This is a genomic window from Verrucomicrobiia bacterium (assembly GCA_035574275.1).
Lineage (GTDB): Bacteria > Zixibacteria > MSB-5A5 > DSPP01 > DSPP01 > DSPP01.
In genome coordinates, this window is record DATLYY010000056.1 from 1 (window position 1) to 6,664 (window position 6,664).

Consider the following 6,664-nt stretch of genomic DNA (forward strand, 5'->3'; position numbering starts at 1 on the left):
CGCCCCCGCAACCCCTCCAAAACTACTTTCGCTTTGGTCTTGCCGTCAAAGACCCGCTTCCGCATCGCTGAATCCTCCTTGTGAATTCAGCCACAATCTACTCCATTCATCCTACCCTGTCACTAATGGGGAGCAGTATAGAACGACGGCGTTCCAGGTCATCGGCCCGGTGGAACGAGTGGAGGTGTGCAAAAGACAGCACTGCTGGGTGGACCTCCAGACAATCGTATCTCCCGGGGCGATGGTGATGCTGGCCGGAATGAAGGCAAAATCAATCATTCGCACTGTGTCGGTTTTGGCCCGGGCGGTTTGGGCGAACAAGAACACAGCCAGCAAGACAAAAACGGTTTTAACCCAACGCATACTTTCATTCCCTCCGTTGATTCGGGTTCAAGCGGACACGGAACTTCTTTTGCCGCGGGGCGCCGCCGCCGAAACGTTTGCACCCTTGGGACGACCTAAAGGGCCGTTTTTCTCCGGTTTTCCAAAATCCAAAGAGTGGCCGCGGCCAGACTGGACAGAAGAAAAGCGAGCCCCAGCCAGCCCAGCGAAGGCACCTTTGAAACGACGGTGACGCTGCCGGTCATGCCAATCCCTTGGTGGGGGGTGCAGACGTAGCTGAAGGTACCCTGCTGGTTGAACTGCAAGTTAAAGGTGCTGTTGAGCGGAACGCTGGCGTTCCAGGTCATCGGGCCGGTGGAGCGGGTGGAGGTGTGCATGATGCAGCACTGCTGGGTGGATTTCCAAACCACCGTATCCCCGGGGTTGACGGTGATGCTGGCCGGGACAAAGGCAAAGTCAATCATCCGCACGGTGTCGGTTTTGGCCCAGGCGCTTTGCACAAGCAAAAACAAGGCCGCTGCCGTCGCTGCTACCTTCAAAAAGCGCATAAATAGACCCTCCGCTGTTTAACGTTCAAAAAACAATAAACCCGAACCTTCCGGGATTACCCGCTTCTTCGGCCTCCCGGTGGGGACAGGACGACCGTTTTATGTTAACTGCCAAATCTTACGCAGGAAGATCGAATTTTGTTGGCGGTTTGCCAAAATTTTTTTAGGGTTGGCAATCCGGCCTGCTTTTCTTATTTTAAGTTTATGAAGGGTAAGGTCTTCGTCAAAAAGAAGCCGGGGGTTTTGGATCCGGAGGGGGCCACCATCCAGAAGGCGCTTTTGAATCTCGGCTACAAACAGGTCGCCGGCGTGCGCTCCGGGCGGGTTTTCGAAGTCGAGCTGGAGGCCAAAAGTCCCAAGGAGGCGGAGGAAAAACTGGTCGAAATGGCCCGCAAGCTCTTGGCCAACCCGGTCATCGAGGAATTCAGAGTGGAATTGGAAAACGGGGATAAACGGTGAAATTCGGCGTGGTCACCTTTCCCGGCTCCAACTGCGATTATGACTGCTACCACGTTGTGGCCGACGTTTTAAAGCAGCCGGTTGTTTATTTGTGGCACAAAGACCATTACCTGAACAATTGCGACGTCATCATCCTGCCCGGAGGGTTTTCGTATGGCGATTATTTGCGCACGGGGGCCATCGCCCGTTTTTCGCCGATTATGCGGGAGGTGGCGGATTTTGCGATGCGCGGCGGCATCGTAATCGGCATTTGCAACGGCTTCCAGATTCTGTGTGAAGCGGGGCTTTTGCCCGGGGCGCTTTTACGCAATCGTTCGCTGCGCTTCGTCCACCGCCCGGTTTATCTGCGGGTGGAGAAAAACGACACCGCTTTTACGAACGTCTATCAAAAAGGACAGGTTTTGAAAATGCCGACGGCCCATGGGGACGGCTGTTACTACAACACGCCGGAGGAAATCAAAAAACTGGAGGCGGGCGGGCAGATTCTGTTCCGCTACTGCGACCGGGAGGGAAAAGTCACGGAAGAAGCAAATCCGAACGGCTCCTTGAGCAACATCGCCGGCATCGTCAACTCCGCCGGCAACGTGATGGGTTTGATGCCCCATCCGGACCGGGCGGCGGAGGGGATTTTGGGGAGCGCCGACGGCGCGGGGGTTTTCTTTTCGATGGTGGCCCGCTTCGCCGGGATGGTGTTGGCGTAGGCGGGTGGAAACGATTAACGCAAACCCGGGAGGCAGATGAGAAAACCGCAGGCCTGGCTTTTGACGGTGGCTTTGCTTTTGGGGGCGATTTTGGGGGGGCTTTTGGGGGAAATCATCGGCTCCTTTTTGCCGGATGGCGCCGCCAAGACCCTTTTTTCCCGCTCGGTGGAAATCGGGTTCGATTCCACAACGCTCAATTTGTTCACCATCACCTTCACCATCGGGCTTTTAATCAAACTCAATTTCGTCTCACTTTTGATGGTGGTTTTGGTGCTGGTTTATTTCCGCTGGTGGTATCTGTAGGCGGCTTGACGGGGAGCGGTTGATGGGCTTAATTACGTAAAGAAAGAAGGAGGTATTGATGTTCGGTAATTTCGGCGCACAGGAGATCATTCTAATCTTATTGGTATTACTGCTCCTTTTCGGCGCCAAAAAGATTCCGGAGCTGGCGCGCGGCTTGGGGCGCGGCATCCACGAATTCAAACGGGCCGTCCGGGAAGGGGAAGAATCGTTGAATCCGGATGAGACCAAGAAAATAAATCCCGGCGGCTGATGGCGGTTTTTTCAGCGGAAAAAATCCACGAAATCGGCCGGGTGTTGAAGGCCGCCGAAGTGGAAAAGCAGGGGGAGAAGTTTTATTTGAAAATCGCCGATGCCGCCTCCCGCCGCTCCCTTTCTTTGGAAATTTATCCGGACACCACTTTGGGAAGCGAAAAGGGGGCGATGGTGGTGGTTTATACCCCCACCTCCCATCTGCAATTGCACAACGTTTCCGGCTTTGTCACCAGCGAAGAACTGGGGGAGGTGACCTTCGTGGCGGAATCCGGCGGGCGGCTTTCGGGCCTTGTGGTGGAGCGGGTGGCGGCCTGTTCGCTTTATGCCAACGTCAACCGGCAGTTGATTTCCGGCGATTTCACCAAGCTGGGGGTGGAAGTGATGCTTTCCGGCGTGGCGCTTTCGCTCGCCGAAGAACTGGTCGAAAAGCCGAAGAAGAAGTAGTTTTTAAGTACCCCCTCATCGGGGCTTTTGTGTTGCACTTGAAATTCCCCTTGACAACCGGTTTTCCGCTTCATATTACCATCAAGTCAAAGGACTTACGGATGGGGTAATGAAGCTAATAATCTCGGCCGGTCTTCTCTTCCTCGCGCTTGCCTCTTTGTCTATTGGCCAGCAGCCCGTTTTCGGGCCGCCGGTAAATTTGGGGCCGAGGATAAATACGGCCTCTCACGAATTGGACCCCTTCCTTACCGCCGATGGCAAAAAGCTGTTTTTTTCCGATGGGGCGGACATTTGGTTTTCTGAATGGTTAAACAACAATTGGACGCAGGCCGTGAGATTGGGACCGCAGATTAACTATGGCATCCATCTCCAAACTTCTCCCAGCGTTTCGCCAGATGGTCAGAAATTATACTACGTGGATGCCAGCAGGGATGGCTATTGGTGGGATATTTGGGTTTCAACTTGGGATTCTTCAACTAACAACTGGGGTACCGCTCAACATTTAGATTATCCCATAAACACCCCGGGCGTCGAATTTTCCGCGAGAATGGGCCCGGATGGTCAAAAACTTTATTTAAGCACCAGTTATTGTTGTGACAGTCTTTATCCCGATGGACGCTGCGGCTTTTATGTAAGCGAGTGGAACGGGAACAGTTGGTCTTTACCAGAATTCTTGGGTGGAGGCCAATGTGAAGTCTCCCAATATCCCTCAATCACCGCTGATCTTCAAGAACTTTATTACTACCAGTACGTAAGCGATGGAACAAGTACATTTGTGAATTGTTGGAAACAATCCGGATGGGGACCTCAAATTGATCTGCGATCTCAGCTCGGTGGCAACACTGGATCTTCGTATATCACACCTTCCGGGGATAGCTTGTTTTTTACCGGTTGTGCAGATTTTTCCGGTTTTGGAGGTTGCGATATATGGATGGCAAGACGAATGCTCTCCGGAGATTTAAATCTCGACAGTCAGTTGACAGCGGCGGATGTCGTGCTGGAATTGAACCGAGTTTTTTTGGAAGAACCTTATCCCGCTACTCCGCCTATAGGGGAGATGACGTGTGATGGTCTTTTCACACCCGCGGATGTGGTGGTCTTGCTCTTAAGGGTTTTCGGCACCGGGGAAGCTTCAGCAGTTTTAGGGGGTCAACAAACAAATTAATCAAACATAGGAGGACATATGAGTTTACTTCGTTGGATGAACAGAAGCATTTTAGCTTTAACTTTTTTGTTCCTTCTTTTTTCGTCGACTTGGGGAGATGAACCGGCCTATGACACGACAGGTTGCTGGACAAACTCCAGCGCTACGGCATCTGCATCAGGAGTTGATACCATAAAGGCGGTCGCAATTTTTGCTTGCAAAACGACCGCTTCAACAACGGCTAAGCCGGTTTGGGCTGATAGTATTTGGGATTCTTCCTTGCAACATAGCGTTCCTCGTTATTACAAAGATAACTCCCTTGGAAAATACATAATGAGTGCAGTTGCATCCGGTCGAACCAGCACAACTTGCTGGACCTCAACCTATCCGGTTCCTGACCCTTTGGGAGGGGGTACCGATGAACCATCGGGATTCCCGTTTTTTGAAGATGTAATGAAAAGAGCCGATACGGCTATAAACTTTGCGGATTTTGACCGGGACCAAGATGATACCGTCGATGCCTGTTTCTTTGTCGTTGTGAACCACAGCGGCAATTCCGGAGCGTGGCTTGGGCTTACTTCTTGGTCGTATAAAACTAAAGATGTAAACAGTACAGGGGACACGGTAATAGTCGCACCAGACAAGTTGGCTCTGATTCGGAGCTCTCAAAAAAATCGCGCGATGTCAATCTGTGCCCATGAATGGGGCCACGCTCTTTTCGGCCCAAATGATTACTATGGCCAGAGTGGTATTGGGAATTGGGGGCTTGGCGCTTTTTCAATTATGGGTTACGAAGAGGGATTTCCGCAAAAAATTGCTGTGCCGGTCGACCCACTGAACCGAATAAAAGTTGGCTGGGTCGTGCCGGAAACCGTGAAAACGCCGCTTTATCAGCAATCAATTCCCGACTATCTGACAACCGGAAAGGTTTACCTGCTTCCGTACTCTTCAAACCAGTATTTTTATGTAACAAATTACAGAGGAGCGAAATTTGAGGATAATCCGGTGGCGTATTGGCAGGAGAATTATTCCGGGTTTGGGTTGCTAATCTGGCATGTAGGCGGTCCTTATGTAGGTAACACGGGTGCCTTGGATGTTGAATTGGCGCACGGTTTGTGGGATATGCATCCCCCAACTGACTCATTCCCCTGCAAAAGTGGAATAGGAGTTGAAACGCCAAATCCTGTTTCGGGAAAGGATAGTTTGGACTGCGGACACAAACTTTTAGGAGTGGGATATAATCGAAATAGCGTGCAAAGTCCCTCATGTTTTTGGAATTCTTTGCCAACCAACACAACGTTTGACGGCAAAAGTAACCCCAACAGTAATGCTTCGCCAAATGCTTCAAGTGGACAGAATATTTCTACCCATTTAGCCGTACGGAAGATAACAACGTCTTTGACCGCTGGGTCACCTGCCACCGCCGACCTTTTGGTGAACAATTGGTATGGCCCAATTACCGCAAACACTACTTGGGGGCCCGGGGCGTATGCCATAACCGGAGACATCACGGTCAACTCTGGAGCAACTTTGACCATTCAGCCCGGCACGACCATTTATTTTCAAAGAAATGAAGACAACGAGGGTTCAGGAAGTGACAACACGAGGTGCGAGATTATAGTCAAGAAAAACGGCACTCTCTCGGCGATAGGCACGTCAACCGATTCGATAAAATTTCTGCCTTCCCCCGGAACGAACGGCCAGTATGACTGGTACAGCGTTCGGGTCGACTCGGCCGGGTCGTTCAAGGCCGCCTATTGCCAATTCAAAAATTCTTATTCCGGCATTGACTACCGGAATACGGCCGCCGACACGGTGAAAAATTGCCTTTTTGAAAAAAACTTTATGCACGGCATAATAACCAAAAACGGCAACCTGAAGATTTTGAACAACACCTTCAAAAACATCGTCCAAGGCTACGGCATTTACCTCGATTCCTGCAATGCCACCGTTTCCGGCAACACCGTCACCAACGTGCCATACGGCATCAACGCCTACAAATCTTCAAGCGTCGTGACCAACAACATAATCACGACAACCGGGGACTATATCGCCTTCTCCGGCTTCCGGCGGGAGGGGGGAAGCCAGACGACCACCTTCAGCTACGACAGCGTCGCCGGTATCTTTGATGAAGCGGCAGTGATTGCCAATGGCGGTTTGGCCATAGAAGGGGCCAAAATATGGCCCAAACAGCCCTCGGTCTATCCGGACCCGCCGCCCCAGATGATTGGGATTCTAGGCTTAGGCACGGCAGCCGCCACCGTGCGCAACAGCACGGTCAAAATGTTCGCTTCCAACACGACCACCGCCCCGGCGATTAAAGTGGATGGAACTATACTGCTCCCCATTAGTGACAGGGTAGGATGAATGGAGTAGATTGTGGCTGAATTCACAAGGAGGATTCAGCGATGCGGAAGCGGGTCTTTGACGGCAAGACCAAAGCGAAAGTAGTTTTGGAGGGGTTGCGGGGG

General features: G+C 51.8%; 9 protein-coding genes. 7 read left to right on the top strand and 2 right to left on the bottom strand.

From position 1 onward, the window contains the following. Window positions 1-111 precede the first annotated feature (111 nt). Together VNL73_07790 and VNL73_07795 are read right to left on the bottom strand one after the other, a co-directional pair. Entirely contained in the window at window positions 112-363 is a 252-nt protein-coding gene (locus VNL73_07790; GenBank protein HXF49309.1) for a hypothetical protein, read from the bottom strand. Window positions 364-458: 95 nt separating this feature from the next. Further along, window positions 459-890 carry a plastocyanin/azurin family copper-binding protein gene (locus VNL73_07795; protein HXF49310.1) on the bottom strand — a complete coding sequence of 144 codons (432 nt, stop codon included), beginning with the start codon at window positions 888-890 and terminating at the stop codon, window positions 459-461. A gap of 204 nt (window positions 891-1,094) precedes the next feature. Between VNL73_07795 and purS the strand changes: the two genes are divergently transcribed. From purS to VNL73_07830, 7 genes are all read left to right on the top strand, one after another. Then, window positions 1,095-1,349 carry a phosphoribosylformylglycinamidine synthase subunit PurS gene (gene purS, locus VNL73_07800; GenBank protein HXF49311.1) on the top strand — a complete coding sequence of 85 codons (255 nt, stop codon included), beginning with the start codon at window positions 1,095-1,097 and terminating at the stop codon, window positions 1,347-1,349. Continuing rightward, complete coding sequence (purQ, locus tag VNL73_07805; protein ID HXF49312.1) at window positions 1,346-2,050, top strand: phosphoribosylformylglycinamidine synthase subunit PurQ; 705 nt, start codon at window positions 1,346-1,348, stop codon at window positions 2,048-2,050. The genes purS and purQ overlap by 4 nt, the downstream gene beginning before the upstream one ends. A gap of 36 nt (window positions 2,051-2,086) precedes the next feature. Then, a complete protein-coding gene (locus VNL73_07810) occupies window positions 2,087-2,353 on the top strand; it encodes a DUF4321 domain-containing protein (protein ID HXF49313.1) in 267 nt (88 codons plus the stop codon). Between the two features lie 58 nt (window positions 2,354-2,411). After that, a complete protein-coding gene (locus VNL73_07815) occupies window positions 2,412-2,603 on the top strand; it encodes a twin-arginine translocase TatA/TatE family subunit (GenBank protein HXF49314.1) in 192 nt (63 codons plus the stop codon). Next, window positions 2,603-3,049: a hypothetical protein gene (locus VNL73_07820; protein ID HXF49315.1), complete on the top strand. Its 447-nt coding sequence runs from the start codon at window positions 2,603-2,605 to the stop codon at window positions 3,047-3,049. The genes VNL73_07815 and VNL73_07820 overlap by 1 nt, the downstream gene beginning before the upstream one ends. 109 nt (window positions 3,050-3,158) lie before the next feature. Next, window positions 3,159-4,214, top strand: a complete 1,056-nt coding sequence (locus VNL73_07825; protein ID HXF49316.1) for a hypothetical protein — start codon at window positions 3,159-3,161, stop codon at window positions 4,212-4,214. 18 nt (window positions 4,215-4,232) lie between these two features. Then, window positions 4,233-6,560: a right-handed parallel beta-helix repeat-containing protein gene (locus VNL73_07830; GenBank protein ID HXF49317.1), complete on the top strand. Its 2,328-nt coding sequence runs from the start codon at window positions 4,233-4,235 to the stop codon at window positions 6,558-6,560. Window positions 6,561-6,664: the final 104 nt, after the last annotated feature.

Excerpts from the sequence above, each read along its gene's own strand:
- VNL73_07790 (HXF49309.1), bottom strand. The coding sequence starts at position 363 with ATGCGTTGGGTTAAAACCGTTTTTGTCTTGCTGGCTGTGTTCTTGTTC.
- VNL73_07795 (HXF49310.1), bottom strand. The coding sequence starts at position 890 with ATGCGCTTTTTGAAGGTAGCAGCGACGGCAGCGGCCTTGTTTTTGCTT.
- purS (HXF49311.1), top strand. The coding sequence starts at position 1,095 with ATGAAGGGTAAGGTCTTCGTCAAAAAGAAGCCGGGGGTTTTGGATCCG.
- VNL73_07810 (HXF49313.1), top strand. The coding sequence starts at position 2,087 with ATGAGAAAACCGCAGGCCTGGCTTTTGACGGTGGCTTTGCTTTTGGGG.
- VNL73_07815 (HXF49314.1), top strand. The coding sequence starts at position 2,412 with ATGTTCGGTAATTTCGGCGCACAGGAGATCATTCTAATCTTATTGGTA.
- VNL73_07820 (HXF49315.1), top strand. The coding sequence starts at position 2,603 with ATGGCGGTTTTTTCAGCGGAAAAAATCCACGAAATCGGCCGGGTGTTG.
- VNL73_07825 (HXF49316.1), top strand. The coding sequence starts at position 3,159 with ATGAAGCTAATAATCTCGGCCGGTCTTCTCTTCCTCGCGCTTGCCTCT.
- VNL73_07830 (HXF49317.1), top strand. The coding sequence starts at position 4,233 with ATGAGTTTACTTCGTTGGATGAACAGAAGCATTTTAGCTTTAACTTTT.